Here is a 26,275-nt window from a genome sequence, read left to right as displayed (position 1 = left end):
CTTCATGTATAGCAAAATTTTAGGTACTGGCAGCTACTTGCCATCTCAGGTGCGTACAAACGCAGACTTAGAGAAAATGGTAGAGACTAGCGATGAGTGGATTGTTGCTAGAACAGGTATTAAAGAGCGTCGTATTTCAGCGGAAAACGAAACCGTTGCTGATATGGCGTTTTACGCTGCTGAGAATGCCATTGAAATGGCAGGTATCGACAAAGAAGATATTGATTTAATCATCGTTGCGACAACCAGCAGTAGCCACACATTCCCGTCTTCGGCATGTCAGGTACAAGGTAAGCTTGGTATTAAAGGCTGCCCTGCGTTTGATTTGGCTGCAGCGTGTTCTGGTTTTGTTTACGCACTGTCTGTTGCTGATCAACACATCAAGACTGGCATGTGTAAGAACGTTTTGGTAATTGGTGCTGATGCATTGTCAAAAACCTGTGATCCGACTGACCGCTCTACTATCATCCTATTTGGTGATGCAGCAGGCGCGGTGGTTGTAGGCGCAAGCGAAGAGCCAGGTATTTTGTCTACTCATATTTACTCTGATGGTAAATATGGTGAGCTTCTAAGCCTAGAAGTACCAGAGCGTGGCGGTGATGCCGACAAATGGCTGCACATGGCTGGCAACGAAGTATTCAAAGTGGCGGTAACTCAGCTTTCTAAGCTGGTTAAAGACACATTAGCTGCGAACAATATGGATAAGTCAGAGCTTGATTGGTTAGTTCCACATCAAGCGAACTACCGTATTATTTCGGCAACGGCTAAAAAGCTGACGATGTCACTTGATCAAGTGGTAATTACCCTTGATAAGCATGGCAATACGTCGGCAGCTACCGTACCAACAGCACTTGATGAGGCTGTTCGCGACGGGCGAATTAAACGTGGTCAAACGCTTCTTCTTGAAGCCTTTGGTGGCGGCTTCACTTGGGGTTCTGCGTTAGTTAAATTCTAACCTCAAGCGATAATCAACAAACAAGGCACATAACTTATGTGCCTTATTCAATTTTTTGCTTTGCTTAAAGGATAATTACAATGAGCAAGTTTGCTATCGTATTCCCAGGCCAAGGCTCTCAAGCTATCGGTATGCTTGCTGACCTAGGCGAACAGTATGATGTTGTTAAACAGACATTTGCTGAAGCTTCAGAAGCACTTGGTTACGATCTATGGGCATTGGTTCAAGATGGTCCAGTAGAAAATCTAAATGAAACTTTCCGCACTCAACCGGCTCTATTAACAGCGTCTGTTGCAATTTGGCGTGTATGGCAAGAGCTTGGCCTAGAGCAACCTGTAAACCTAGCAGGTCACAGCCTAGGCGAATACTCTGCACTAGTATGTGCGGGCGTTATCGACTTTAAAGAAGCGATCAAGCTGGTTGAACTACGTGGTCAACTGATGCAAGAAGCAGTACCGGCGGGTGTTGGTGCAATGTACGCAATCATCGGTCTAGATGATGAAGCGATTGCTAAAGCGTGTGAAGAAGCTGCGCAAGACGAAGTTGTGTCTCCAGTTAACTTTAACTCTCCAGGCCAAGTTGTTATCGCAGGTAACAAAGCAGCAGTTGAACGTGCTGGTGCACTATGTAAAGAAGCGGGCGCTAAGCGTGCACTTCCTTTACCTGTTTCTGTGCCATCTCACTGTGCACTAATGAAACCTGCAGCAGACAAGCTAGCGGTTGCTCTAGAAGCTCTAGAGTTCAATACGCCAGCACTGCCTGTTATCAATAACGTTGATGTTATTGCTGAAACAGACCCTGCAAAAATCAAAGACGCACTTGTTCGTCAGCTATACAGCCCAGTTCGTTGGACTGAAGGCGTACAAGCAATGAACGAGCAAGGCGTTGAGAAGCTATTAGAATTAGGTCCAGGAAAGGTTCTTACTGGTCTAACAAAACGAATCGTAAAAACTATGACAGCTGCTGCAGTTAATGACACTGCATCACTAGAAGCTGCTAAGTAAATAACCACTTAATAGAGAAGTTATGATGAATTTAGAAGGCAAAGTTGCACTCGTTACAGGCGCAAGCCGTGGCATCGGTCGTGCAATCGCTGAACTTTTAGTTGAGCGTGGTGCTAAAGTTATCGGTACTGCTACGTCTGAAGGCGGCGCTGCTGCAATCAGCGAGTACCTTGGTGAGAACGGTAAAGGTCTTGCTCTTAACGTAACGGATGTTGACTCAATTGCAGCTACATTGAAAACCATCAACGATGAATTCGGTGCGATTGACATTCTAGTTAACAACGCAGGTATCACTCGTGATAACCTTCTTATGCGTATGAAAGACGACGAATGGAATGACATCATCGATACTAACCTAACGCCTATCTTCCGCATGTCTAAAGCTGTATTGCGTGGCATGATGAAGAAGCGTCAAGGCCGTATCGTTAACGTTGGTTCTGTAGTAGGTACTATGGGTAACGCTGGTCAAGCGAACTACGCTGCTGCTAAAGCTGGTGTAATTGGTTTTACTAAATCAATGGCTCGTGAAGTTGCATCTCGTGGCGTTACAGTGAACACTGTTGCTCCAGGTTTCATCGAAACTGATATGACTAAAGCACTAAATGATGACCAACGTGCAGCAACTTTGGCGAATGTACCAGCAGGTCGTCTAGGTGACCCTCGCGAAATCGCTGAAGCTGTGGTATTTTTGGCGTCACCTGCGGCAGCTTATATCACAGGTGAAACACTTCACGTCAATGGCGGTATGTACATGGTGTAAATTATGTGCAACATTTGTGCATGATTTAAGTCAAGATCATACGTAATTTCGGTTAAAATCGTGAAAATTGTGGTTTGACCAGAAAAGTTGACCTTGCAACTTTCAATAGATTGAATAAACTACGGAAAACATCGCATAAAGCGAACTCTGTAAAGGAAAAGAAAAAATGAGCAACCTCGAAGAACGCGTAAAGAAAATCATTGTTGAACAGCTAGGTGTAGACGAAGCTGAAGTTAAAAACGAAGCTTCTTTCGTTGATGACCTAGGTGCAGATTCTCTAGACACAGTTGAGCTAGTAATGGCTCTAGAAGAAGAATTCGACACTGAAATCCCAGATGAAGAAGCTGAGAAAATTACTACTGTTCAAGCAGCTATCGATTACGTAACTAGCGCTCAGTAATAATCTCTCCCAGGCGGTCACCTCGACCGCCTGTGTTTTATCTAACTCATCTATCCTCATCTTAAATCACCTCAATCTCCGGAGTGTAAAATCGTGTCCAAGCGTCGTGTAGTTGTCACTGGCATGGGTATGTTGTCACCGGTAGGCAACACTGTAGAATCTTCTTGGAAAGCCCTGCTAGCTGGTCAAAGTGGTATCGTTAATATCGAGCACTTTGATGCAACCAATTTCTCAACTCGTTTTGCAGGTCTAGTTAAAGACTTTAACTGCGAAGAGTATATGTCTAAAAAAGATGCTCGTAAGATGGACTTGTTCATCCAGTACGGCGTCGCAGCAGGTATTCAAGCTTTAGATGATTCAGCCCTAACTATTACTGAAGAAAACGCTCCACGTGTGGGTGTTGCAATCGGTTCTGGTATTGGTGGTCTTGGTTTGATCGAAGCAGGTCACCAAGCTCTAACTGAAAAAGGCCCTCGTAAGATCAGCCCGTTTTTCGTACCGTCGACGATCGTGAATATGATTGCTGGTCACATGTCTATCATGCGCGGCCTACGCGGTCCAAACATCGCGATCTCTACTGCATGTACGACTGGCCTACATAACATTGGTCACGCGGCTCGTATGATTGCATACGGCGATGCTGATGCAATGCTAGCGGGTGGTGCTGAAAAAGCATCAACTCCACTAGGTATGGGCGGTTTTGGCGCGGCTAAAGCACTGTCTACTCGTAACGATGAGCCTCAAAAAGCTTCTCGTCCATGGGACAAAGGCCGTGACGGCTTCGTTCTTGGTGACGGTGCAGGCATGATGGTTCTTGAAGAGTACGAACATGCGAAAGCTCGTGGCGCTAAGATTTACTGTGAGCTAGTTGGCTTCGGTATGTCGGGTGACGCTTACCACATGACATCTCCAAGTGAAGATGGCTCAGGTGGTGCACTAGCGATGGAAGCGGCTATGCGTGATGCTGGCATTACTGGTGAGCAAATCGGTTATGTTAACGCACACGGTACATCGACTCCTGCGGGTGACGTAGCGGAAGTTAAGGGCATTAAGCGTGCTCTTGGCGAAGCAGGCAGCAAGCAAGTATTGGTTTCTTCTACGAAATCGATGACTGGTCACCTTCTAGGTGCTGCAGGTTCTGCTGAAGCTATCATCACGGCTATGTCTCTGGTTGACCAAATTGTTCCACCAACAATCAACCTAGACGATCCTGAAGAAGGCTTAGATATTGACTTAGTACCTCACACTGCGCGTGAAGTTAGCAACATGGAATATGCTGCATGTAACTCATTCGGTTTCGGTGGTACAAACGGCTGTTTGATCTTCAAAAAGATTTAATCATCTTATTAAAGACGTAAACACTCGTAGATAGTCACAATTAGACTTGTTTTTAAACGGCTTGATGCTTTAGCATTGAGCCGTTTCTTTTTATGGGGAAAAACATGTTTTGGGTTGATGGAGAAAGCCAGCAAACTGTCGATATCTTGGACCGCTCGTTTCAGTACGGAGACGGCTGTTTTACCACCATGCTTGTAAAAGGTGGTCAGATTCAACATTTTCACGATCATCAGTGTCGTGTCGATGAATGCCTGAAAGCGTTACGCATTTCTGCTCTTGATTGGGATGTGGTTAATGTTTGGCTCGATAGTGCACTTCAACACATCCAAAACGATGCGCTTAATGGGACAAAGAGCCTTGATCGTTCAGAGAACCGCCATGAGACAAACAAGCCTCATAATCAAAAAGCAGGAATAAAGCTGCACGTTAGTCGCGGCTCCGGTGGCAGAGGTTATAGCACCAATAATATCGCTAAACCTACAGTCACCATCAGTACGTTTGATTTTCCAAGTCATTATTCAGCGTGGCAAGATTCTGGTATTGAACTCGGTGTCTGCCAACAAGCGTTAGGTTTGAGTCCACTGCTTGCCGGGCATAAGCACAACAATCGCCTTGAACAAATCTTGATGAAAGATGAAATGGAACAGGCAAATGAAGTCGATGGTGTGGTGCTTGATATCTCAGGCCATGTCATTGAAACCACTATGGCTAACCTGTTTTGGCGAAAAGGGAATACCATTTGTACACCTCAACTGACGCAGAGTGGCGTCGCAGGGGTTATGCGTAAGCAAGTGTTAACCGCGCTGAATCAAGCTGAACTTTCCGTTACTATTAGTGACTACTGCTTATCTCAACTCATGCAAGCTGATGAGGTTTTCATGACCAACTCCATTTTAGGGGTTGCCCCAGTTACCCGTATTTGTGAAACCCAATTTAATATTGGAACCGTTACTCGTAGCCTTCAAGGACAACTAAACTCATGATCAAAAAGTTATTTATTTTTCTTATTTTGTGCCTAATCGCAGCAGGCGCTGCTGGGTTCTATGTTTATAACCAAGCGCAAGATAACCTGAAACAAGTCATCCAATTAGAAAAACCACAGGTCGTAACCGTTGCTTCAGGCAGCAGCTTTAATCGTGTTCTGGCACAGTTGATAAATGAGGGGCTATTTGAGGCTTCTCCTTACGAGAAATTAATCCGTAAATTGCATCCTGAGCTGGTTGACGTAAAAGCGGGTACATTCCTGCTAGAGCCGGGTTTGACCTTAGAGCAGGCACTACAAGTACTTGTTGAGGGTAAAGAGCATCAATTCACAATTACTTTCGTTGAAGGCAGTCGCTTTGATGAATGGCTTGTGCAGCTAAAAGAAAACGAATTCATTCAACAAACGTTGGATGGTGTTTCTGAAAAAGAGATCGCTGAAAAGCTGGGCATCGAAAATGAGAAGCTAGAAGGTCTTTTCTTAGCGGAAACCTATCACTACACCTACGGCACAACCGATTTAGATTTGTTGAAACGCGCCCATCGTGACCTAATGAACGTTGTGAACGATGAATGGGAAAACAGAGCGGATAAACTGCCTCTTAAGTCACCTTATGAAGCTCTGATTCTTGCGTCTATCATTGAGAAAGAAACCGCCGTTGCTTCAGAGCGCGAGCGTGTGTCTTCTGTATTCGTTAACCGTTTGAACAAGCGTATGCGTTTGCAAACTGACCCAACGGTTATCTATGGCATGGGCGATAGCTACAAAGGCAATATCCGTAAGAAAGATCTGCGCACACCAACGCCGTACAACACATACACAATGAGCGGTTTGCCACCTACGCCGATTGCTATGGCGGGTCGAGCGTCAATTAATGCAGCTCTGAACCCAGAGAACAGCAACTACCTGTATTTCGTTGCAAGTGGAACAGGCGGTCACGTATTTTCAAAGAGTTTGGCAGAGCACAACCGTGCAGTACGAGCTTACTTAAAGCAATTAAGAAAAAACAAATAAAGAAAGAATTATGAATCAGTCGAAATTTATCGTGGTTGAAGGCCTTGAAGGCTCAGGTAAAAGCACTGCAATCAATGCCATCGTAGAAACATTGAAAGCATCTGGTGTAGAAGAACTTGTCAATACTCGTGAGCCGGGCGGCACCGTGTTGGCAGAAAAGATGCGTTCTCTGGTTAAAGAAGAACACGAAGGCGAAAAGCTTCAAGACATGACTGAGTTACTGCTGATGTATGCTGCACGCGTTCAATTAGTAGAAAACGTTATCAAGCCTGCACTAGACAGTGGTAAGTGGGTATTGGGTGATCGCCATGATATGTCTTCTCAGGCTTATCAAGGTGGTGGTCGTCAAATCGCGCGCACGACGATGGAATCATTGAAAGCAACCACGCTAGGCGATTTTAAGCCTGATCTAACCCTATACTTGGACTTAGACCCTAGAGTAGGGCTTGAACGCGCACGTGGTCGTGGTGAGCTAGATAGAATAGAAAAAATGGATATCTCATTCTTCGATCGTACGCGTGAACGTTACCTTGAGATTGCTGCACAAGACGACACGGTTCTTGTGATTAATGCGCAACAAGAGATAGATCAAGTGGCTGCTGATATTAAGCAAGCGCTTGGTGCTTGGCTCGACAAACAGTAGGTAGTCATGGCTGAAGTGTATTCTTGGCTCACTCCCGTATGGAATGAGTGGAAAAAAAGTCTCGATGCTGAGCGTTTTCCTAATTCGGTGATTGTTAATGCGCCGGAAGGGCTTGGTGTCGATGCCTTGATTGATCAACTTACAGCAGCATTAATGTGCACTAACTACGAAAGTGAGTCGTGCGGGTTTTGTCATAGCTGTGAATTGATGAAGTCGGGCTGTCATCCTGATTTTCATGTTATCTCGCCAGAGAAAGAAGGTAAGTCGATCACCGTTGATCAAGTGCGTGCCAGTAACCGCTGGGCTCAAGAGTCATCTCAGTTAGGTGGCTTACGCGTTATCTTGCTTAACCCGGCAGAGGCAATGAATGAGTCTGCTTCTAACGCGTTGTTGAAAACGCTGGAAGAGCCATCAAGCAAGTGTATCTTCATTCTTTCTACTCGTAACAGTAACCGTTTGATGCCGACTATCATTAGCCGTTGCCAACAATTTAATGTGGTAAGCCCACAGTTGGAGGCCGGGTCGGCTTGGTTAGATGGTGAAGTTGGTAAGGCTGTTCCACAATATATTTTAGCGCTCAATGACAACGCGCCTTTAAAAGCAAAGGCGATGTTTGAGCAGGGTGGGGTAGAGGCTTCGACCAAAGCGCTCGATGGCTTTGTTAATGTCATCAAGGGTACTCAACCTGACATGCTAAAATTCTCGACAGAGCTTAGCAAAGACCCTTTGATTCAATTGGGTTGGCTATGGCACTTATTGTCTGACGTACAGAAGCTGCATTTTGGCTTGGCGAATCAGGCTATCACCCCTAGCGCGAAAGCACTGGTTGAGGTGATGTCTTATCAAAGTGCTTATGCAGCATCGAATAAGCTGCTGATACTGATTGAGCAGTTAAAGCAACACCCTGGGCTCAATACGGAGCTACTCATAATGAATTGGCTGATAGCCACTTGCGAGGAAACATGTTCGTAGATTCCCACTGTCATTTAGACAAACTGGATTACCAAGATTTACACACCAGCGTAGAAGACGTTGTGAACAAGGCGAAAGCAGCGAATGTTGACCAACTACTTTCTGTAGGTGTGACACTTGACTCGTTTGAAAATATGCTCGTGATGATCTCGCCGTTTGATAACGTTAAAGCGTCTTGTGGTGTTCATCCTCTCGATGTAGAAAGTGATTTCTGTTTAGAGAGAATGCGTGAATACGCGAGTAACCCAAAAGTCGTTGCGATTGGTGAGACAGGCTTAGATTACCACTACCAACCAGAGACGGCGGAATTGCAACAACTGCGATTCAAGCAACATGTCGCGTTGGCCGTAGAGCTGAACAAGCCTTTGATCATCCATACTCGTAACGCGCGTGAAGATACTCTCGCGATTCTGCGTGATGGTGGTGCGGAGAAGTGTGGTGGTGTGATTCACTGCTTTACTGAAGATCAAGCGTTCGCTGAAGCGGCAATGGAATTAGGTTTCTACATCTCAATTTCAGGTATTGTGACCTTCAAGCAGGCTACAGAACTTAAAGAAGTTGTTAAGAATCTACCGTTAGATAGGTTACTGATCGAGACCGATTCTCCATACTTGGCTCCAATCCCATATCGCGGGAAGCAGAATCAACCTGCATATGTCGTGGAAGTGGCGGCCTATATTGCGCAGTTGAAAGGTGTGTCGATGAAAGAGGTTGCTGAACAAACGACCAAAAACTATCAAAAACTTTTTTTGCGATAAAAAACTAAGTAAACAAATAAAAGGGAGCGAAAGCTCTCTTTTTGTGTTTTTGATCACCAAAAGTGCGTTTTTTTTTAATGTTTACGAATTATGTTGAACTTGAGAGCGCTAATTATAACATTTGTAATTTTGTTACTAAAAATAACATTCCCTCCTATTTTATTTACCCAGTAAAATAATAGCGCTCTTGAAAAATAACCATATATTTCAACTAATTAAACTCTTGTAAAGCATTGCATTTCTAGATTTGACATGTGATCCAAGACGTGTTTTGAAACTAAATTTCGTAAGTGACTAGAAAGTTAGTTCCCCATCAATATATATTTAGCGGCAGAAAATATAATGCAATACATGGTTACATTTTCGCAGGGTGCTAACATATAGGCTACGGGGGTGTGCCGTTAGTACCCATATAATTATTTTATCTTTATCAGGAGCATAAACATGTTTAAGAACCTTTTTGCTAGCCTGCAGAAAGTTGGTAAGTCTCTGATGCTTCCAGTATCAGTTTTACCAGTTGCGGGTATTTTGCTAGGTGTCGGTGCAGCAGATCTTCCTTTCATTCCAGAAATCGTTTCAAACTTAATGGAACAAGCTGGTGGTTCAGTATTCGGTCAAATGGCACTACTGTTCGCAGTAGGTGTTGCACTTGGCTTTACTAACAACGATGGTGTAGCTGGTCTAGCTGCAATCGTTGGTTACGGCATCATGACTGCTACACTTGGCGTAATGGCTGGTGTAATGGGCGTTGATAAAATCGATACTGGCGTACTAGGTGGTATCCTAGTCGGTGGTGTTGCTGCTTGGGCATTCAACCGTTTCTTCCGTATTCAACTACCAGAGTACCTTGGCTTCTTCGCTGGTAAGCGTGCTGTGCCAATCATCACAGGTTTCTCTGCGATTGGTCTAGCAATCCTGCTATCTATCGTATGGCCACCAGTTGGCGGCGCAATCTCTGCGTTCTCTGATTGGGCTGCTCACCAAAACCCACAAGTGGCGTTTGGTATCTACGGTATCGTTGAGCGTTCTCTGATTCCATTTGGTCTTCACCACGTTTGGAACGTACCTTTCTTCTTTGAAGCTGGTACTTGTGTAAACGCTGCTGGCGAAACTCAAAACGGTGTTCTTACTTGTTACCTAGTTGCTGATGACGCATCTCGTGCAGCGGGCAATGGCTTCGGCCAGCTAGCTGGTGGTTACATGTTCAAGATGTTCGGTCTACCTGCTGCTGCAATCGCGATTGCACACTCAGCTAAGCCTGAAAACCGCGCTAAAGTAATGGGTATCATGGCTTCTGCTGCGTTAACTTCATTCCTAACGGGTATCACTGAACCAATCGAATTCTCATTCCTATTCGTTGCTCCTGTACTGTACGCAATCCACGCTCTACTAGCTGGTTCTGCTTACGTTCTTGCGAACACTCTAGGTTTTGTACACGGTACATCTTTCTCACACGGTCTAATCGACTTCCTAGTTCTATCTGGCAACGCGTCTAAGATGGGCCTAATGGTTGTATGTGGTATTGCTTACGCTGCAATTTACTACATCGTATTCCGCACTGTGATTAAAGCTCTAGACCTTAAAACTCCAGGCCGTGAAGACGAGACTGAAGAAGAGTCAGTTGCGACTGGTTCTGAACTTGCTGGTGAGCTAGTTGCTGCATTCGGTGGCAAAGCGAACATCACTGGTCTTGACGCTTGTATTACTCGTCTACGTGTTGCAGTTGCTGATACAGCAGTTGTTGACCAAGACAAACTGAAGAAACTAGGCGCTGCAGGTGTTGTTGTAGTTGCTGGTGGCGTTCAAGCTATCTTCGGTACTAAGTCTGACAACCTTAAGACAGACATGGATGAGTGGATCCGTAACAACGGTTAATTCACTGATTCAATAAATTGAAAGGAGGCCGAGAGGCCTCCTTTTTTATTTTCTGCCTTATGAAAGCTCTTCCTGCACTTATTCTTTGCTACTCAATCGGTTATCGAACAGCTCGATGCTCTGATGCTCAATTCCCCGCTTTGGGTACCTCTTATCTTTAACTTTATGATGACAACATCCGTTGTGATTTAAGTAATCTACCGTTTTTAAACACATTCTGAGAATATTATGAAACATCGTTACTTGATTGGTCTTATGTGCTGCAGCGGAGCCTCGTTTGCTCATGCTTCTGAAGCTCCTGATTTAGAAGTTGGTCTCGCCATTGACCAAGACCTGAGTGTCGTTGTTGAGTTTGATCAGAAGTACCGTGCAACCGTTGGTAATGACGGCGCGGCATTCGACTACATTTGGAAACGTGGTCAGTTCGAAACGGAAGCTCCGTTAAGCTGGTACGTAGGTGCTGGTGCTTGGGCTGAATGGAATGACGATTTTGGCTTGCGTTTGCCATTAGGCGTGAAAGTGAATTTCTACGAAGGCTGGAATGCTTACGCACAAGTTCACCCTGAGCTAGACATGTACAAAGGTGTTGAGCTGCAAGTCGGTGGTGCACTGGGTTTGACTTATAAGTTCTAAAGTGAACTTAACCGTTTTTTATAATGAAAATGCCAGCATCTGAACTGACCCCCAATAGTTGGACACCAATTATTGGGGGGCTTTTTATGTCCAAATATAGCCGAGAGCTAAAATGTATCATTGCTAAGCAATACTTAGATGGCACGTCATCTCTCTACTTAGCCAAACAATATTCAATTTCGTCAAGACAGGTTCGGTATTGGGCTCAAGTGTTTGCCATCCACGGCACTGCTTCATTTTTACCAACTAAGCATGCTGCTACTGCTCAGACAAAACGAAAAGCATTGAATTTAATGTGGACGAATGAATGGTCTCTCACGCACACTAGCGCAGTATTAAACCTCTCATCCCCTGGGATACTCTCTGTCTGGCTCAAACGATTTAATGAGCTCGGTATCAAGGGGCTCAAAATGCGCCAGAAAGGAAGACCCTCAATGAAACAGCAACCTCAACGTACCACTAAGCCTGATAATGAAATGACACTTGAGGAGCTAAAAGAGGAGTTGGTCTACTTACGAACCGAGAATGCCGTTCTAAAAAAGTTGGAAGAGTTGGAGCAGGAAAAAACCGTCGAACAAAGAAAAGCGGTCATAGCTCTAACTCTTAAAGGCCAGTACCCGTTGAAGCACTTACTGCACACTCTACAGCTGGCAAAAAGTGTCTTTTATTATCAGGCTCAAACAAGCAAGCGCCCAAATAGCTACGAACGTGAGCTGCAGTTGATAAAGTCAATTTATCATGAACATAAGGGCCGATACGGCTACCGCCGTATTCACTTGGAATTAAAAATCAGGGGTTCGTGCTCAATCATAAAACGGTTCAAAGGCTTATGGCTCAGCTCAACCTTAAATCGACGGTCAGGATTAAAAGTATCGTTCATACCGAGGTGAGTCTGGAACAACTGCTCCTAACGTGCTTGAAAGAGATTTTAGTGCGACTCAACCCGATGAAAAATGGGTAACTGATGTCACGGAGTTCAAAGTCAAAGAGCAGAAAGTATACTTGTCTCCCGTTGTCGACTTGTTTACTCAGGAAGTGGTTGCTTATAGAGTGGCCAAAAATGCTTGTTTGCCGCTTGTCACGGATATGCTGACGGAGGCTATATCTACGCTTAAACCCAACTCAAAGCCAATTATACATAGCGATCAAGGTTGGCAATATCGTCATCGACACTATCAGAAAAAGGTAGCGGAGAGTGGGTTAACGCAAAGCATGTCGAGAAAAGGTAACTGCTTGGATAATGCTGTTGCTGAAAACTTTTTTGCTTTACTCAAAACAGAGATGTATCACAACCAAAGCTTTGAAGATGCAGATGCTCTGATAGAGCAAATTAAAGAATACATCGAGTACTACAATACCAAACGTATAAAAGCGAAACTAAAAGGCCTGACTCCGATGGAATATCGAACTCAGGCCTTGAAAGCCGCTTAACAGAAATGTCCAACTTTACGGGGTCACTTCAATCGAGCTGGCTTTTTCGTTTTATCCGCTACCGTAATTAGAACGTAAAACTGAGTCCGACATTGGCTTGGAATTGATTCATCCAATCAGTATCAAAGCGGATAATACAGTCTTGACCCGTACTAGGGATGTTACACACACCAGATGTGTCGTTATCAACAACCGTACCCAACCAACGTACTTGGGTGTTGAGCGCAAAACTGTCGCTGAACTTGTATTCCAAGCCGCCAAAGATAGAAGTCGAGAAGCCATACTTATCTTTCGCCCAGTCAACATCCACGTAAGAAGCACCAAGACCTAATCCAAGGTATCCAGATAACACAGGCGAAGCCGGGTAATAGATACTACTTTGCAAGTGCAGGTATTGGATTGAGGAGCTTAGGTTGAGCGTTTTGAGCTCAGAGCTCTGGTTAGAATAGAAAAAGCCGATACGACCTTTATCAAGTGGTGTTTCAATGGCAAAGGTGTAGTTTTCAGACGCTTTCATGTCGTAGGTTTTGCCATCCTGGTCTTCGACACTACCACCGCCGGTATAACCCACCATTGGGGTAATGATGATCTCCGGCGAAGCATACACGCTCGATACAGAGAAAAACGCAATAAGCGCTATCATATTTGCTTTGTTATTCATGAGTATATCCTTATCCATACACTTACTAATTGTGATGGTTACATCAATATTGTGCGACTAATTTCGACGATTCTTGAAGATACTTCACACACCTGATAGTACTTAAATAGAGACTCGACAAATTAATAATAAGCCAGAGGTGTCTATGGACCATAATCTGAAAAATGCCCTACAAATTACCGTGTTTATCTACATGATCATTCTTTCATTTGGCTTTATTGCGATTGGTAGTTAATACCATCTATTGCGAGGCTGAGTTTTGATACTCAGGGACTAATGAATAGTGGGCTTGTAACCAATATTGATACAGCAATAGACTTGGATTACTACGCTAAGTTTATTGCTGGAAAAACAGCACTGGTCGCTCAAGGTGGCGGACAGAGAAGTATTTTTACTTCAGGTGTGCTGGATGCTTTTCTTCTTTCTAATTTTGACCCCTTCGATGAATTTTTTGGTACCTCTGCGGGTGCGCTTAACCTATGTGCGTACCTTTGCCGCGATAAAGGCCTCGGGCGTTCTTTCGTGCTCGATCTCACCACCTCACCAGAGTTCTTCAATATCTTCTCCTATATACGACACAGGAAGAATCTGGGATTAGAGTGGGCCTTAGAACAAATCATGGCTTACCCTTATAAGCTGGACCTTGATTTAGGGCGACAAACCCTAGGCGACCGCCATTTCTATGCGGCAGTGACAGACTCTAAAGATCTACGCGATCACTACTTCCCGTTATTGGGAGAAGATTGGTACAAGGTGATGATTGCCACCTGTGCGATTCCTCGTTTATACAATGATGAGATCTTCATCGGCGACAGTGCTTATGTTGACGGTGGTGTGTCTGCTTGTATCCCAGTTCAAGAAGCCTGGCGTAGGCAAGCTCGCTCTATTGTTGTGATTCGTACTGAACCTGTGGTCGAGGAGGGAAGTGAACTCTTGGTTGAGGCTCCTAATCGCAGTACCTCAGTGAAAGCGCCTAAACCTATATCTGCGGAAGAGCTGGAATGGTTCAGAGAGTCTTTCGACAGTGTTCAAGATCACTGGCAACAGAAAGTAGAACAATGGAAAACTGATTGGACTTCTTTCTTCCAGCAGCAAATTCTTCGTTCTAAAGAGCAGAAGCGCGACCGTGGACATTTGGACCTGCTCAATGGTGGTCGATGGTTATTTGGTGCTGACGATATCTACCGCTTAAGTCATCTAATCGGTGATAAATTTGATTCAGGCTTGGCAGACATGTTGATGGTGCACTATCAAACATACTCCTTAACTCAGGACTTTTTAAACTCTCCGCCGGACGATGCGTTCGTGGTGCAGATAGCACCTAGCAAACCACTAAAGTCGAGTTCATTAATGAGTGATAAAGAAGACTTGTTGCATGATTACGACCTAGGACTAGAAGCTGGTTACCGATTTGTCGAAACCTATACCTCAACAAAGAATGCGCGCAATTCACACATACCAAAGTTAGCAACCAGTGCCGCGGATAAGTGATATTTTAAATTGGCAAATTAACGTGTGGTTAGCTCACTCTATTCAAAAAGAAAAAGGGTTATTGAACTTGGTTCAATAACCCTTTTTTGTGCTTACTAACTTGTTATGTATGTAAACCTTTAGTGTTCAGAGATTAGGTGACCGGTAAGATTCTCATACAGTTGGTTGAGCCCGCGACATCCATAATATCGCCTTGAGTGACGATCACTAAGTCACCAAACTTGAGGTGTCCCGCCTCTTTCAGACAAGCAAGGGTAGATAGTGCAATATCAAAACTGTCTTCGGCTTCAGTTTCGAAGTAGATAGGTGTCACGCCACGGTACAGAGTACAGCGATTTAGCGTTCCTTCGTTACGAGACAGCGCGTAGATAGGCATGTCGGCACTGAGTCGTGACATCATCAAAGCTGTGCGCCCTGACTCGGTAAGCGTCACCACGCCCTTGATGCCTTCCATGTGGTTGGCAGAGTAGATGGTTGCCATCGAAACGGTTTCTTCTGCCGTCACAAAGGTTCGGTCAATACGGTAATTCGATTGGTTGATGCCCGCCATCTTTTCAGCACCGATACACACTTCGGCCATGGATTTCACTGTCTCGACTGGGTAAGCACCCGCAGCGGTTTCACCTGAAAGCATCACGGCATCGGTACCATCTAATACCGCGTTAGCAACGTCCATTACTTCGGCACGGGTTGGCATTGGTGCGGAGATCATCGATTCCATCATTTGAGTTGCAGTGATCACTGTTCGGTTAAGCGCTCTAGCACGGCGTATAAGCTGTTTTTGTACCCCGACCAATTCTGGGTCGCCTATTTCCACTCCGAGGTCACCACGGGCCACCATGACCACATCTGAGGCCATTATGATGTCATCCATGTTCTCTACGGTCGCAACTGTCTCTGCTCGCTCGACTTTAGCCACTAGGTGAGCCTCTAGCCCTGCCTCTCGTGCTAATTGGCGAGCGTAGTGCATGTCTTCACCGTTACGTGGGAAAGAGACAGCTAAGTAATCGACTTGAATTTGAGCGGCGGTGACGATGTCTCGCTTGTCTTTGTCGGTCAGTGCCTCTGCAGAAAGGCCTCCCCCTTTTTTGTTGATGCCTTTGTTGTTCGAGAGAGGGCCACCAATAATCACTTCGGTATGAACGCGACAACCTTCGACTTTGGTTACTTTGAGTTGAACACGACCATCGTCAAGCAACAGGATATCGCCGGCGGATACGTCGTTAGGCAGTTCTTTATAATCCAGGCCAACAGCTTCTTGGTTACCTTCGCCTAAACCTAGGCTGCTATCGAGAGTGAACAGGTCGCCCACGGCAAGTTGGATTTTGCCATCTTTGAATGTTGACACACGAATCTTGGGACCTTGTAAGTCTCCGAGAATGGCGATTTGAGTGCCGAGTCTTTTTGCTATCGCTCTGACTTTTTCCGCGCGTTGGATGTGGTCGTCGCTGCTGCCGTGAGAAAAGTTCATACGGACGATATTGGCACCGGCTTTGATGATTTCTTCAAGCACGTTACCTTTATCTGTTGAAGGGCCTAGCGTTGTGACGATTTTCGTTTTTCTTAATTCGGCTGTCATGAATACTCCTAGAGTGAGACCAAGTAATCTTTTACAAGACTGAATTAAGTATATGCATTAATTGATAATTTATTGGGAGCTAGGAAGATATTTCTGTATTTACTGATATTTATTGTACTTAGTACTCAAGCGCGATGTTTTTTTGTGAAAATTAAGTCTCGATTTATCGATGTGGGTGTTAATTTTCCTCGAACTGTTTGACTCGATACACAAAGATTCATGTATATACGTGATACTGGTCACGGCGATATACCAAGTGACTTCACAATTACTTCGCAAAGTAAAAAAATTACCTCGTTGATGATTTCTGGAGCGTAAAATGTACATGGCTCAACCGGGCCATATTGATCATATCAAACAGGTCAATGCTGGTCGTGTATATAAACTAATTGACCTTAAAGGTCCTATTTCTCGTATCGATCTGTCCAAGCAAAGTGAGTTGGCTCCGGCGAGTATTACTAAAATTACCCGTGAACTCATTGAAGCTCACCTTATTCACGAAACCACGGTTCAAGAAGCCACGACTCGTGGGCGTCCTGCTGTCGGTCTGCAAACCAATAACGAAGGTTGGCAATTTTTATCGATGCGTCTTGGTCGTGGTTACCTCACGATAGCGCTCCATGAATTGGGCGGCGATGTGCTTATCGATACCAAAATTGATATTCACGAACGTGACCAAGATGATGTGCTGGCACGTCTTCTCCATGAAATCGATGAGTTCTTCCAAACCTATGCCGAGCAACTCGACAGGGTAACGAGCATTGCCATCACACTGCCAGGTCTGGTGAATTCAGAGCAGGGTATTGTGTTGCAAATGCCGCATTACAACGTTGAAAACTTAGCGTTGGGTCCGGAGATCTACAAAGAAACCGGTCTACCAGTCTTTATTGCCAATGACACCCGAGCTTGGGCATTAGCAGAGAAGCTGTTTGGTAACTCACAAGACAACGACAACTCTGTTCTTATCTCAATTCACCATGGTTTAGGTGCTGGGATCATTCTTGATGGCCGCGTTCTGCAAGGGCGTCACGGTAACATCGGTGAACTGGGTCATATCCAGATCGATAAAGAGGGCAAGCTTTGTCATTGTGGTAACCGAGGCTGTTTAGAAACAGTGGCGAGTTCACAGGCGATCCGCGAGCAAGTGAAAGAGCGATTAGCCAATGGTGAAGAATCAACGCTTACTGTGTTTGAGGATGTCACGATTGAGCAAATCTGTGCTGCTGCGGCCGATGGCGATCCACTGGCTGTTGAAGTGATTGAACAGTTAGGCCGTTACCTAGGTTCTGCGATTGCGATTGTGATTAACCTATTCAACCCAGAGAAAATTTTGGTCGGTGGTGTTATCAATCAGGCGAAGAGCGTGTTGTACCCTGCGATTCAAAAGTGTATCGAAGAGCAGAGTTTATCGGTTTACCATCAAGACTTAGAGCTGGTGGAATCTCGATTCTATAAGCAGGCAACCATGCCAGGTGCTGCACTTATTAAGCAGGCCCTGTATGACGGCCAGCTGTTAATGAAAGTTATTGAAGGCTAACTCTTTTTCTCTTCTTTTAGCCTTACCCCGAACCTTTCCATGTACTTAAGCTTTGTATAACATCATTTGTTGTACTTAGTTTAAGCATTCTGTTCATTAGCGCTTTGCTTTAACCCATTGAAGTAGGCTATTGTAGCCACAGTTATTATTTGTCACTAAGGTGTTGTATGTCTGGCGTTTTAAATTCGGTTGATCAGAGAACCAAGCTAGTCGGTGAAAACCGCCTGGAGCTCTTATTATTCAGCTTAAATAGTCGTCAACTATTTGCGATTAACGTATTTAAAGTGAAAGAAGTCCTAAAAGTGCCTGTACTTACTCGCTTACCGGGCTCTCACCACCACATTACCGGTGTTGCTTCTCTACGTGGTGAATCGGTACCTGTGATTGACCTACGCAGTGCGATTGGGTTTCCGCCGTCACGTGCAGAGTCTCAAGAGAGCAACCTGATCATTACGGAATACAACCGAACCGTACAAGGTTTCTTGGTTGGACAAGTGCGTAATATCGTTAATACAACTTGGACTGAAATCCAGCCACCGCCAAAGACCACGGGTCGTGCAAACTACCTAACGGCTATCACGCATATTCAAGAAGAAGAGCAGCACAAAATCGTTGAGATCATCGATGTTGAAAAAGTGCTAGCAGAGATCATCGATTACGATGTGTCGATCTCTGAAGGCGTATTAGATGAGCAGTTAGCCAACGAAATGATTGGCCGCAACGTGCTTATCGTTGATGATTCTTCTACCGCACGTAACCAGATTAAAGGCACTTTATCGCAGCTTGGTTTAAACATTATTGAGTGTTGTGATGGCTTAGAAGCACTGAACCTACTTAAAAGGTGGTGCGATGAAGGCAAGGACATTAATCAAGAGATTTTGTTGATGATCACCGATGCCGAAATGCCTGAAATGGACGGTTATAAACTGACTCATGAAGTGCGTACTGACCCTAGAATGCATGACTTGTTTATCACGCTAAATACTTCATTAAGCGGAAGTTTTAATGAAGCCATGGTTGAGAAAGTAGGGTGTAATCGCTTTATTTCTAAATTCCAACCGGATCTCTTGGTTGAAGTCACTCAAGAGCGAATGCGCCAGATTTTATAATTAATGCAGCTGTACGGTTTGTTTTGAGTGACCTTATGGAAAGCGTTTGCTAATATTGACGAAGCATATTTTTCTTAACAAAATATGCTCAACTATTAGCGTAACTTTTCACTCACAATCTAAGGTAGTTCCTCTTAATGATATGGTTAACGTCTAAAGTCGTAATGACTTTGAGCTTATTACTATATAGGGAATTTAAGAAAAGACGTACGGAAGCTGACGTTGATGTATAACTCAACAATTTGAAATGAAGGGAAGCTGATGCTTCCCTTTTTCGTTTTCAGCCCTAAACCACCTACTTCAGTAGGTGGTTATCATTCAGTTTGGCTTTGCCTGTAGTTCTACCCATGTTAAATGCTCCCTTGATTTTTAGCGAAGTCAAAGAGGACAAATAACATGAGCAGATATAATCAAGCTTCCCACGTATTTTGGAGATGTCAATATCACATAGTGTGGACACCAAAGTATCGATTTAGGATTTTGAAAAACAATGTAGGTAAAGAAGTTTATCGATGTATAAACGTTTACTGTAATCAACTTGGATGTGAAGTCGTTGAATTAAACGTTCAAGTTGACCACGTGCACTTGGTAGTAAAAGTTCCGCCTAAGTTATCGATATCCAAGTTGATGGGCGTATTGAAAGGCAAAATAGCTTTAAAACTCTTTAGTAAATTTCCATATTTAAGGAGAAACAAACTCTGGGGTAACCACTTTTGGCAAGGGGCTATTTTGTCGATAGCGTAGGGGTTAATGAAGAAATCATTCGACGCTATGTAAGACATCAAGAGAAAAAAGAGCGCGTGGAGCAGCAGCAATTGGCGTTGGACTAAACAAAGGCCCCCTTTTAGGGGGCTCACATAAAGCCACCTTCTTTAGAAGGTGGTAATTTACTTCTAGCGTTTCAGTGCTTATGGGAGGGCGATTGGAATCGCTAATGAAAATCTCGTGATTTGGTTTTCAAACCAACAATTTCATCGGTAATATCGATGAGCTTCCCGGCAATCACGTGCACCACTTCCCCTTCCTTTTCTAGTATTCCTTGTACCTTTAATGCTTTAGCTGTGAGATAAGCTTGCTGTTGAGCACGCGCAGTGGCTCCCCATACCACCACGTTGATATTGCCAGTGCTGTCCTCCAGTGTGACAAAGGTGACACCTGCCGCAGTCCCCGGTGATTGCTTACCTGTAACTAGCCCGACAACGGTGACCATGGATTTGTGTCTTTGTTGTATCAAGTCTTTCATATGAGTAAATCGACCTAATCGGTTCGCTTCTTCTAGCAAAGTGATAGGGTGTTTGTTCAATGAAATCCCTACACTGGTGAAGTCCTCAAGTAAATCCTGCATCTCATTGGGTTTGTGCAATGTGTGTTCGCCATGCCCACCCTCAGTATCGTCATAGACTTGGCTAAACAGAGGTAGGTCAGAAGCAGAGTCCATTATCGCCCAGCGCGTCTGAAAACGGTCTCCCGAAACATTGTGCAGCGCGTTGGCTGATGCGAGCAACTCAATGTCCTTCTTATTCATCGATAGCTGTTTTACTTGGCTAGGGTGTCGATAACCAGAATGTGGGCGATTGGCAAGTACGCTCTGAATACCGTGCTCGCTCAAACCTTTGATTTGCCTCATCCCTAATCGGAGCGCCAAACCATTCTGGTGAGATATCACGGTGTGATCATCTTGTGAGGCATTCACACACACAGGAAGTACCTTCACATTGTGTCGCTGCGCATCTTGAACCAACTGCGAGGGGCTATAAAAGCCCATGGGTTGGCTATTCAACAAAGAAGTATAAAAGCACTCTGGGTAGTAGCGTTTCAACCAAGCTGAACAATAAGCTAATACCGCAAACGAAGCCGAGTGGCTTTCAGGGAAACCGTATTCACCAAAGCCACATATCTGTTTAAATATTTGTTCGGCAAACTCGGTTTCGTAGCCTCGTTTTTGCATGCCTTCGATGAGCTTGTTTTTGAACTTAAAGACATTGCCATTTTTCTTCCAAGCGGCCATTGCGCGTCTGAGCTGATCCGCCTCCCCCCCTGTGAAACCTGCGGCAACCATCGCGAGCTTAATCACTTGCTCTTGAAATATCGGTATGCCTAAAGTGCGCGAGAGTACTGATTCAACATCCTTAGATGGGTAGCTGATTGGCTCAATACCATCTCGACGCTTTAAGAATGGGTGCACCATATCACCTTGAATTGGTCCTGGACGTACGATCGCGATTTGAATCACTAGGTCGTAATAAGTTCTTGGTTTAAGCCTTGGTAGCATGCTCATTTGCGCTCGTGACTCAATTTGGAATATACCGACCGTGTCTGCTCTCTGAATCATGCCGTAAACCTGAGGATCATCCTTGAGACGAGTGATCTCTGCGATCGTTAACGAGCGACCATGAATACGCTGGATCAGGTCAAAGCATTTTCTAATCGCAGAGAGCATACCCAATGCGAGTACATCAACTTTAAGTAGCCCCAAGGTTTCAAGATCATCCTTATCCCATTGAATAATGGTGCGATCGTGCATCGCCGCATTTTCGACAGGAACCAATTCATACAGAGGGCCAGAAGAGATCACGAAGCCGCCCACATGCTGAGACAGATGACGTGGAAAGCCGATAATTTCATTCACTAAATGGATAAACTGCTGACCTTTCAAAGAATCTGGTTGCAGCCCCAATTGAGTGAGTTGAGCTTGCCAACCTAGGCTTTTGTCTCTGCGATTGGTGTTCTTAATGAAGTAATCAAGCTGGGTTTCTTGCAGCCCTAATGCTTTTCCTACATCCCTTACCGCGCTTTTAAAGCGATAAGAAATGACCGTAGCAGCAAGCGCAGCACGTTCTCTACCGTATTTTTTGTAGATGTATTGAATGACTTCTTCACGGCGCTCGTGTTCAAAATCGACATCAATATCAGGCGGCTCGTCACGCTCTTTACTGATGAAGCGTTCAAACAGCACCGAGATTTGTCTTGGGTCGACAGAGGTGATTTCTAAGCAGTAACAGACCACGGAATTAGCCGCTGACCCTCGACCTTGGTAAAGAATGCCTTGGCTTTTGGCAAAAATCACGATGTCGTGGATCGTGAGAAAAAAGAAAGGGTAGTCGAGCTCGCCAATCAGCCCCAACTCTTTATCTATGATTTGTTGAATGTCATTAGGCACACCTTGTGGAAAGCGAGCCTGTTTCCCTTTCTCGACCAACATGCGCAGATAACTCATGGGTGTCTCACCTTGAGGGATCAGCTCACTTGGGTATTCGTAACGTAGGCTACCTAAATCAAATTCGCACAGTTCAGAAATTCGGTTGCTCTCTTCCAGCCACTCAGCTTTGAATATATGAGAGAGCTTATTGATGCTTCGCAAACAGCGCTCGGCATTCGCCAGTAAGTGACTGCCAACTTCGGTCACTGATTTTTGATATTTAATCGCGGTGAGTGAGTGCTGTAAGGGCAAGCGATTAGCATTGTGCATTAACACGCCACCACAAGCTGTAATCGGCAATTGATGATGCTGTGACAGTTCAACACAGTAATCCGTGTATTGCTGGTCGGTCTGTTTTAGGTGTCGCTGTAAGCCAATCCACAACCGACCGGAATGATGTTGAGAAAGCCATTGTCCCCAATACGCGTCTTCATTTTTTTGTTGAGGTAACCAAAGAATGAAGCAGTGCTTAGCCGACATAATATCCCACTCAGAGAGCTGATAATGTCCTTTGCTGCTACGACGTCTCGCATTGGTAATAATGCGGCACAACTCGGCATAGGCTTGTCTGTTTGGGCATAACAAGACTACTTGGCACTCTTCATTTAGCCAAAACATGCTCCCGACAATTTGTTTGAGCGACAATTTGTGTTGTTTGATTGCAGAGTGAACCTTCACGATGCCCGCGACCGAGCACTCATCAGTAACAGCGAGTGCTTTGTAACGTAAAAAGTCGGCCTGTAAAACTAGCTCTTCCGCGTGTGAAGCCCCCTCAAGAAAGGAGTAATTACTTTGACAGAAAAGCTCTGAGTATTGCTGAGACATAATAGAATCTCACTTAATCATTGCGAGTGAACATGATTGAAAAGGGACGTTTGAATGGAACAACTGGCAAAACGACTTATTAAACTGACTAGCTGAACAAACCGTGTAAGAACCATTGTTTATCGGGCGTTCTGAATACCCATAACCATCGACCGTTTTCACTGTGAGCAATAAAGTAGTCGCGAATGATTTTTTCGCCATCCCACCACCCAGAAACAATGCGCTCAGGGCCCTGAGATAAGGTGATGTTCTCGGTTAATGCTTCAGGTTCTGGCAGTAAAATACTGGGCCTGAGTCGCTGTTGGTTAATGCTGTTCGTTGCTGTGGCTTGTTGATTGAGTTCTTGTGGATCTCGCCCCTTTTTCGCCGTATGACTTAGTGTTGGAAGCGAATATTGATTGGCTTTCTCTGGCCTAGGGTCTTGTTGTATTTTCGGCGTTTGAATGCAGGCCTGTCCTAGCTTCGCCTGTAACAATGAAAGTAGGTCTAGTGCAGCAAGCGTTCCGGTATTGCCATCAAAAAGATCATGGTAGGCCATTTGAGGTTCACCATGACGAGTTAACGAGAGAGTGAGCCCTTGAACGGGGGCTGTGATCTTCAGTGACTCTAAGGTCAGATGCGTTAGGTTCGCCCATTTGCTGGCAAGATAATCGCCCTGCGCTGAATAGAAAGAGACATGATGATCGTCTTTATCCCTAAGATGCAGAGTCAGCGTTAACTCAAACGCGACTCTGTCACGTAGCTTCAAAAAGCATTCCAGTTGATTCAATAATTTCAGCAGTGGCTTTTCGATAAATAGAATATTTTCAATATCAAACAATAGCTCCAGATATTGCTGGAAGCTTTCTGGTGGATGATAGAAATCAATAGGGTGCTTGAACTGCCCATTAAGACGACCAACATAATTCACCAAGTCGATATCAAAGCGACGTGCGACTTCTTGCAAAGGCAGTTTCAATAGGTCTTTAACGATATTAATGCCGACACGGTTCAGGCGCTCAACTTGCTTAGGTGGTAGCTCGCTAGAACTTAGAGCTTGTTGGTTAACCCAACTCTTCATCTGTTGAACATTGTTCGTTGCTTGGTTGATCGCTTGTTTGCCCAAAAGGATCGCAGAAAGCGGTGAGTAACCCGTGGCAAAGCTGAACTGGATGTTGAGCGCTTCTAAATGGCTTTTGAGTTCATGCCAATAGTTATCTAGCCCATCGTAAAGTGACAGCATGTTAGAAGCTTTAATCAACAAACCATTAGGTGGCAATAACGCCATGTCAGAAGTAACCAGATACGCCCATTGAGCTATCTCTTTCAGCTTATTTCTCTCTAGCTCAATACTGTAAGGATGGACGTGTAAGTTATGGCAAAGCGCCGCCGCAGACCCTAGCCCCATGTCCAGTGTAATGCCTGAGTCCAGCGCGGCTTGGTTAGCTTGCAGCACACGATGATCTTTCTCATCGACGATGATAAGAGGCTGATTGTGTGATTCTTCGTTCGAACCCAATTCATTAGAGTTAAACAAGGTGTCCAATTGTAGGGATGAGAAATGCAGATACAGCCACAGCATACGTTAGCCTTGCTTCGCAATAGGGAAAGCCAGCACCGTGTTACCAGACAAGGCGTTAGTTGAGCTGTTTTCATCGATGACTTTTTCTGTGAGTAGCGGCCAGTTCTGGCTCATGTCCAGAATAAAACTGCCATACGACCAGCTGCCTTTTCTTTTCGTGACTTCAACCTTTAACCCTTGGGTGTGAGAAGACAGCTTCATGCTTAAAGATACGGGTAGGGATAACTGATTATGGCTGGTGGCTTTAAAATGAAATTGCAGACATTTGCCCGTTTCGCTTGCCGCTTGCAGGCGCTTGGTTTGGTGAATTTCTAGATCCGCTCCCCATAGCAAAACAGAATGACAGGCACCACTCTTGAGGCACTGCTCTGCGGCCCATAATGCATCGAGATCACGTTGAGGTTGGATGATTAGGATGTTCTCTAGTGGAATGTTTTGGCCGTTGAAAAATTCGGCACAGATCTTCCCTGGTGGGTTAATGAATATGGCCAGTTTTTGCGAGTTTTGTTGAGCTAAATAAGGCGTGAGTAGACGAAGTTCGCCGATCCCTTGTTGTGATTCAACCTCAATAACGCCGTGCGTCGGGAAGCCTCCATCAAGCTGTTTATCCAATTGAGGATAGCCTGTCGAAGTGGTACTTCCTTGCGTTGTTGATTGTAATCCTTTCCAGATTAACTGGCGGTCTTGTAAGTTTTTTATGAGTTCATGCATAATTAAGTACCTGTATATTTATACAGTATATTTAACAATGAAAAAGATGCAAAGCAAAATGATGAAAATTAGCGGAAGTAAGTATTAGGCGGTTGATTTAGATACAAAAAAGCCGCTGATTTCTCTGAACTGACCCCCAATAGTTGGATACCAATTATTGGGGGTCTTTTTATGTCCAAATATAGCCGAGAGCTAAAATGTATCATTGCTAAGCAATACTTAGATGGCACGTCATCTCTCTACTTAGCCAAACAATATTCAATTTCGTCAAGACAGGTTCGGTATTGGGCTCAAGTGTTTGCCATCCACGGCACTGCTTCATTTTTACCAACTAAGCATGCTGCTACTGCTCAGACAAAACGAAAAGCATTGAATTTAATGTGGACGAATGAATGGTCTCTCACGCACACTAGCGCAGTATTAAACCTCTCATCCCCTGGGATACTCTCTGTCTGGCTCAAACGATTTAATGAGCTCGGTATCAAGGGGCTCAAAATGCGCCAGAAAGGAAAACCCTCAATGAAACAGCAACCTCAACGTACCACTAAGCCTGATAATGAAATGACACTTGAGGAGCTAAAAGAGGAGTTGGTCTACTTACGAACCGAGAATGCCGTTCTAAAAAAGTTGGAAGAGTTGGAGCAGGAAAAAAACCGTCGAACAAAGAAAAAGCGGTCATAGCTCTAACTCTTAAAGGCCAGTACCCGTTGAAGCACTTACTGCACACTCTACAGCTGGCAAAAGAGTCTTTTATTATCAGGCTCAAACAAGCAAGCGCCCAAATAGCTACGAACCGAGCTGCAGTTGATAAAGTCAATTTATCATGAACATAAGGGC

24 protein-coding genes and 2 pseudogenes are annotated in these 26,275 nt (G+C 44.6%); 21 read left to right on the top strand and 5 right to left on the bottom strand.

What is annotated here, in order from left to right; genetic code table 11:
• Window positions 1-4 precede the first annotated feature (4 nt).
• The 15 genes and pseudogenes from ITG10_RS02110 (at window position 5) to ITG10_RS02045 (ending at window position 12,765) form a co-directional block, all read left to right on the top strand.
• The gene (locus tag ITG10_RS02110; protein ID WP_010437276.1) at window positions 5-955 is read left to right on the top strand and encodes a beta-ketoacyl-ACP synthase III; all 951 of its coding nucleotides are present in this window, start codon (window positions 5-7) and stop codon (window positions 953-955) included.
• An 80-nt stretch (window positions 956-1,035) separates the two neighbouring features.
• A complete protein-coding gene (gene fabD / locus ITG10_RS02105) occupies window positions 1,036-1,959 on the top strand; it encodes an ACP S-malonyltransferase (RefSeq protein ID WP_017630537.1) in 924 nt (307 codons plus the stop codon).
• A 25-nt stretch (window positions 1,960-1,984) separates the two neighbouring features.
• The gene (gene fabG, locus ITG10_RS02100) at window positions 1,985-2,719 is read left to right on the top strand and encodes a 3-oxoacyl-ACP reductase FabG (RefSeq protein ID WP_026084209.1); all 735 of its coding nucleotides are present in this window, start codon (window positions 1,985-1,987) and stop codon (window positions 2,717-2,719) included.
• A 166-nt stretch (window positions 2,720-2,885) separates the two neighbouring features.
• Complete coding sequence (gene acpP, locus ITG10_RS02095; protein WP_004737381.1) at window positions 2,886-3,119, top strand: acyl carrier protein; 234 nt, start codon at window positions 2,886-2,888, stop codon at window positions 3,117-3,119.
• Window positions 3,120-3,212: 93 nt separating this feature from the next.
• Complete coding sequence (fabF, locus tag ITG10_RS02090) at window positions 3,213-4,457, top strand: beta-ketoacyl-ACP synthase II (protein ID WP_017630538.1); 1,245 nt, start codon at window positions 3,213-3,215, stop codon at window positions 4,455-4,457.
• A 104-nt stretch (window positions 4,458-4,561) separates the two neighbouring features.
• Window positions 4,562-5,440 (top strand): aminodeoxychorismate lyase, encoded by an 879-nt coding sequence (gene pabC, locus ITG10_RS02085; RefSeq protein WP_017630539.1) that lies wholly within the window; start codon window positions 4,562-4,564, stop codon window positions 5,438-5,440.
• A complete protein-coding gene (mltG, locus tag ITG10_RS02080; protein ID WP_017630540.1) occupies window positions 5,437-6,453 on the top strand; it encodes an endolytic transglycosylase MltG in 1,017 nt (338 codons plus the stop codon). The genes pabC and mltG overlap by 4 nt, the downstream gene beginning before the upstream one ends.
• 10 nt (window positions 6,454-6,463) lie before the next feature.
• A complete protein-coding gene (tmk, locus tag ITG10_RS02075; protein ID WP_017630541.1) occupies window positions 6,464-7,096 on the top strand; it encodes a dTMP kinase in 633 nt (210 codons plus the stop codon).
• A 6-nt stretch (window positions 7,097-7,102) separates the two neighbouring features.
• A complete protein-coding gene (locus tag ITG10_RS02070) occupies window positions 7,103-8,068 on the top strand; it encodes a DNA polymerase III subunit delta' (RefSeq protein ID WP_017630542.1) in 966 nt (321 codons plus the stop codon).
• Window positions 8,059-8,826 (top strand): YchF/TatD family DNA exonuclease, encoded by a 768-nt coding sequence (locus ITG10_RS02065; RefSeq protein ID WP_017630543.1) that lies wholly within the window; start codon window positions 8,059-8,061, stop codon window positions 8,824-8,826. Before ITG10_RS02070 ends, ITG10_RS02065 begins: the two co-directional genes overlap by 10 nt.
• A gap of 444 nt (window positions 8,827-9,270) precedes the next feature.
• Window positions 9,271-10,701, top strand: a complete 1,431-nt coding sequence (ptsG, locus tag ITG10_RS02060; protein ID WP_017630544.1) for a PTS glucose transporter subunit IIBC — start codon at window positions 9,271-9,273, stop codon at window positions 10,699-10,701.
• 228 nt (window positions 10,702-10,929) lie between these two features.
• Window positions 10,930-11,334 (top strand): hypothetical protein, encoded by a 405-nt coding sequence (locus ITG10_RS02055; protein WP_017630545.1) that lies wholly within the window; start codon window positions 10,930-10,932, stop codon window positions 11,332-11,334.
• Between the two features lie 86 nt (window positions 11,335-11,420).
• Window positions 11,421-11,900: pseudogene (locus ITG10_RS26440) on the top strand (helix-turn-helix domain-containing protein); the annotation flags it as partial.
• Window positions 11,877-12,224, top strand: coding sequence for an IS3 family transposase (locus ITG10_RS26435; RefSeq protein WP_348983568.1), 348 nt, complete (start codon window positions 11,877-11,879; stop codon window positions 12,222-12,224). The pseudogene ITG10_RS26440 and the gene ITG10_RS26435, both read left to right, overlap by 24 nt.
• A 22-nt stretch (window positions 12,225-12,246) precedes the next feature.
• Window positions 12,247-12,765, top strand: coding sequence for an IS3 family transposase (locus tag ITG10_RS02045; protein WP_248386663.1), 519 nt, complete (start codon window positions 12,247-12,249; stop codon window positions 12,763-12,765).
• A 67-nt stretch (window positions 12,766-12,832) separates the two neighbouring features.
• Here ITG10_RS02045 and ITG10_RS02040 read toward each other — a convergent pair whose 3' ends face one another.
• A complete protein-coding gene (locus tag ITG10_RS02040) occupies window positions 12,833-13,426 on the bottom strand; it encodes an outer membrane beta-barrel protein (protein WP_017632356.1) in 594 nt (197 codons plus the stop codon).
• A 145-nt stretch (window positions 13,427-13,571) separates the two neighbouring features.
• Between ITG10_RS02040 and ITG10_RS02035 the strand changes: the two genes are divergently transcribed.
• Window positions 13,572-13,661: a YnhF family membrane protein gene (locus tag ITG10_RS02035; RefSeq protein WP_100214626.1), complete on the top strand. Its 90-nt coding sequence runs from the start codon at window positions 13,572-13,574 to the stop codon at window positions 13,659-13,661.
• 41 nt (window positions 13,662-13,702) lie between these two features.
• Complete coding sequence (locus ITG10_RS02030) at window positions 13,703-14,917, top strand: DUF6363 domain-containing protein (protein WP_248386662.1); 1,215 nt, start codon at window positions 13,703-13,705, stop codon at window positions 14,915-14,917.
• 133 nt (window positions 14,918-15,050) lie between these two features.
• Here ITG10_RS02030 and pyk read toward each other — a convergent pair whose 3' ends face one another.
• Window positions 15,051-16,496 carry a pyruvate kinase gene (pyk, locus tag ITG10_RS02025; protein WP_017632358.1) on the bottom strand — a complete coding sequence of 482 codons (1,446 nt, stop codon included), beginning with the start codon at window positions 16,494-16,496 and terminating at the stop codon, window positions 15,051-15,053.
• Window positions 16,497-16,815: 319 nt separating this feature from the next.
• Here pyk and ITG10_RS02020 point away from each other — a divergent pair, with 319 nt between their 5' ends.
• From ITG10_RS02020 to tnpA, 3 genes and pseudogenes are all read left to right on the top strand, one after another.
• Entirely contained in the window at window positions 16,816-18,033 is a 1,218-nt protein-coding gene (locus tag ITG10_RS02020) for an ROK family protein (protein WP_017632359.1), read from the top strand.
• A gap of 167 nt (window positions 18,034-18,200) precedes the next feature.
• Window positions 18,201-19,142, top strand: a complete 942-nt coding sequence (locus tag ITG10_RS02015) for a chemotaxis protein CheV (RefSeq protein ID WP_017632360.1) — start codon at window positions 18,201-18,203, stop codon at window positions 19,140-19,142.
• Between the two features lie 396 nt (window positions 19,143-19,538).
• Window positions 19,539-19,972: pseudogene (tnpA, locus tag ITG10_RS02010) on the top strand (IS200/IS605 family transposase).
• 101 nt (window positions 19,973-20,073) lie between these two features.
• On the opposite strand, the gene ITG10_RS02005 reads toward tnpA, so the two are convergent.
• The 3 genes from ITG10_RS02005 to imuA form a co-directional block, all read right to left on the bottom strand.
• Window positions 20,074-23,166 (bottom strand): error-prone DNA polymerase, encoded by a 3,093-nt coding sequence (locus tag ITG10_RS02005; protein ID WP_017630674.1) that lies wholly within the window; start codon window positions 23,164-23,166, stop codon window positions 20,074-20,076.
• Between the two features lie 88 nt (window positions 23,167-23,254).
• Window positions 23,255-24,727 (bottom strand): DNA polymerase Y family protein, encoded by a 1,473-nt coding sequence (locus tag ITG10_RS02000; RefSeq protein WP_248386661.1) that lies wholly within the window; start codon window positions 24,725-24,727, stop codon window positions 23,255-23,257.
• Window positions 24,728-24,730: 3 nt separating this feature from the next.
• The gene (gene imuA / locus ITG10_RS01995) at window positions 24,731-25,438 is read right to left on the bottom strand and encodes a translesion DNA synthesis-associated protein ImuA (RefSeq protein ID WP_017630675.1); all 708 of its coding nucleotides are present in this window, start codon (window positions 25,436-25,438) and stop codon (window positions 24,731-24,733) included.
• A gap of 171 nt (window positions 25,439-25,609) precedes the next feature.
• Between imuA and ITG10_RS01990 the strand changes: the two genes are divergently transcribed.
• On the top strand, window positions 25,610-26,119 hold the full coding sequence (locus ITG10_RS01990) for a helix-turn-helix domain-containing protein (protein ID WP_248386659.1): 510 nt from the start codon (window positions 25,610-25,612) through the stop codon (window positions 26,117-26,119).
• Window positions 26,120-26,275 lie beyond the last annotated feature (156 nt).

Source organism: Vibrio sp. ED004, from assembly GCF_023206395.1.
GTDB lineage: Bacteria > Pseudomonadota > Gammaproteobacteria > Enterobacterales > Vibrionaceae > Vibrio.
Note: the sequence above shows the minus strand (reverse complement) of the source record. Positions and strands in the feature narration are given on the sequence as shown.

Coding starts and splice junctions, on each gene's coding strand:
- ITG10_RS02110 (WP_010437276.1), top strand. CDS start 5: ATGTATAGCAAAATTTTAGGTACTGGCAGCTACTTGCCATCTCAGGTG.
- fabD (WP_017630537.1), top strand. CDS start 1,036: ATGAGCAAGTTTGCTATCGTATTCCCAGGCCAAGGCTCTCAAGCTATC.
- fabG (WP_026084209.1), top strand. CDS start 1,985: ATGAATTTAGAAGGCAAAGTTGCACTCGTTACAGGCGCAAGCCGTGGC.
- acpP (WP_004737381.1), top strand. CDS start 2,886: ATGAGCAACCTCGAAGAACGCGTAAAGAAAATCATTGTTGAACAGCTA.
- pabC (WP_017630539.1), top strand. CDS start 4,562: ATGTTTTGGGTTGATGGAGAAAGCCAGCAAACTGTCGATATCTTGGAC.
- mltG (WP_017630540.1), top strand. CDS start 5,437: ATGATCAAAAAGTTATTTATTTTTCTTATTTTGTGCCTAATCGCAGCA.
- tmk (WP_017630541.1), top strand. CDS start 6,464: ATGAATCAGTCGAAATTTATCGTGGTTGAAGGCCTTGAAGGCTCAGGT.
- ITG10_RS02070 (WP_017630542.1), top strand. CDS start 7,103: ATGGCTGAAGTGTATTCTTGGCTCACTCCCGTATGGAATGAGTGGAAA.
- ITG10_RS02065 (WP_017630543.1), top strand. CDS start 8,059: ATGTTCGTAGATTCCCACTGTCATTTAGACAAACTGGATTACCAAGAT.
- ptsG (WP_017630544.1), top strand. CDS start 9,271: ATGTTTAAGAACCTTTTTGCTAGCCTGCAGAAAGTTGGTAAGTCTCTG.
- ITG10_RS02055 (WP_017630545.1), top strand. CDS start 10,930: ATGAAACATCGTTACTTGATTGGTCTTATGTGCTGCAGCGGAGCCTCG.
- ITG10_RS02040 (WP_017632356.1), bottom strand. CDS start 13,426: ATGAATAACAAAGCAAATATGATAGCGCTTATTGCGTTTTTCTCTGTA.
- ITG10_RS02035 (WP_100214626.1), top strand. CDS start 13,572: ATGGACCATAATCTGAAAAATGCCCTACAAATTACCGTGTTTATCTAC.
- ITG10_RS02030 (WP_248386662.1), top strand. CDS start 13,703: ATGAATAGTGGGCTTGTAACCAATATTGATACAGCAATAGACTTGGAT.
- pyk (WP_017632358.1), bottom strand. CDS start 16,496: ATGACAGCCGAATTAAGAAAAACGAAAATCGTCACAACGCTAGGCCCT.
- ITG10_RS02020 (WP_017632359.1), top strand. CDS start 16,816: ATGTACATGGCTCAACCGGGCCATATTGATCATATCAAACAGGTCAAT.
- ITG10_RS02015 (WP_017632360.1), top strand. CDS start 18,201: ATGTCTGGCGTTTTAAATTCGGTTGATCAGAGAACCAAGCTAGTCGGT.
- ITG10_RS02005 (WP_017630674.1), bottom strand. CDS start 23,166: ATGTCTCAGCAATACTCAGAGCTTTTCTGTCAAAGTAATTACTCCTTT.
- ITG10_RS02000 (WP_248386661.1), bottom strand. CDS start 24,727: ATGCTGTGGCTGTATCTGCATTTCTCATCCCTACAATTGGACACCTTG.
- imuA (WP_017630675.1), bottom strand. CDS start 25,438: ATGCATGAACTCATAAAAAACTTACAAGACCGCCAGTTAATCTGGAAA.
- ITG10_RS01990 (WP_248386659.1), top strand. CDS start 25,610: ATGTCCAAATATAGCCGAGAGCTAAAATGTATCATTGCTAAGCAATAC.